The sequence below is a fragment of the Sutterella parvirubra YIT 11816 genome (assembly GCF_000250875.1).
Taxonomy (GTDB): Bacteria; Pseudomonadota; Gammaproteobacteria; order Burkholderiales; family Burkholderiaceae_F; genus Sutterella; species Sutterella parvirubra.
The window spans coordinates 88,692-89,398 of sequence record NZ_JH605011.1 but is presented as its reverse complement, the minus strand read 5'-3'; the positions used below and the strand labels follow the sequence as shown (position 1 = coordinate 89,398).

General features: G+C 65.5%; 1 protein-coding gene. It reads right to left on the bottom strand.

The genetic code is table 11. The features are described 5' to 3' along the window. A partial coding sequence (locus HMPREF9440_RS12270; protein WP_281047935.1) for a TrkH family potassium uptake protein occupies positions 1–707 on the bottom strand: 707 nt, incomplete at both ends.

The following is a 707-nucleotide window of genomic DNA, read 5'->3' as shown; positions in this document are numbered from 1 at the left end:
GAAATCGCGGTTTCGACCGGCATCCCCGCGATGAGCTGCGCGATCGTCAGCGCAAAGGTGCTGAAGACCCAGACGACGAGAAAGACGATCACCGAGAAGGCGATCTTGTCGTCGATGGTCGTCTTCCCGATCGTGAGCGGGAGCACCGCGTTCGGGTAGAGAAGCCGCAGGTATTCGCGCTTGGCGACCTTGGCCGCGATGATGAGGCGGATCATCTTGACGCCGCCCCCGGTGCTCCCCGCGCAGGAGAAGCACCCGGCCGAGAGCATGATGAGAATCGGCAGGGCCGAAGGCCACGCCGACCAGTCCTCCGTGCCGAAGCCCGACGTCGAGGCCGCCGAAACGACGCTGAAGGCGGCGTGGCGCAGCGCCGTCAGCGGGTCGTAGACCCCGTTGACGACGAGCGTCGCCGCCGAGATGAGGGTGAGGACGGCGAGCGCGCCGACCCACGCCTTCGCTTCGGGGTCCCGCAGGTACGTGCCGATGCTCCGGTGGTGCCAGGCGGCGAAGTGCAGCGAGAAGTTGAAGCCGCAGATCACCATGAAGATGATCGAGATCGTTTCGATCGCGGGGTTTGCGAAGTACCCGAAGCTCGCGTCGTGCGCGGAGATCCCCGAGAGGCTCACCGTCGTCATCATGTGCATGACGGCGTCGTCCCAGCTCATCCCGGCGAAGTGGTAGAGCACGGCGAGGATCACGGAGATCCC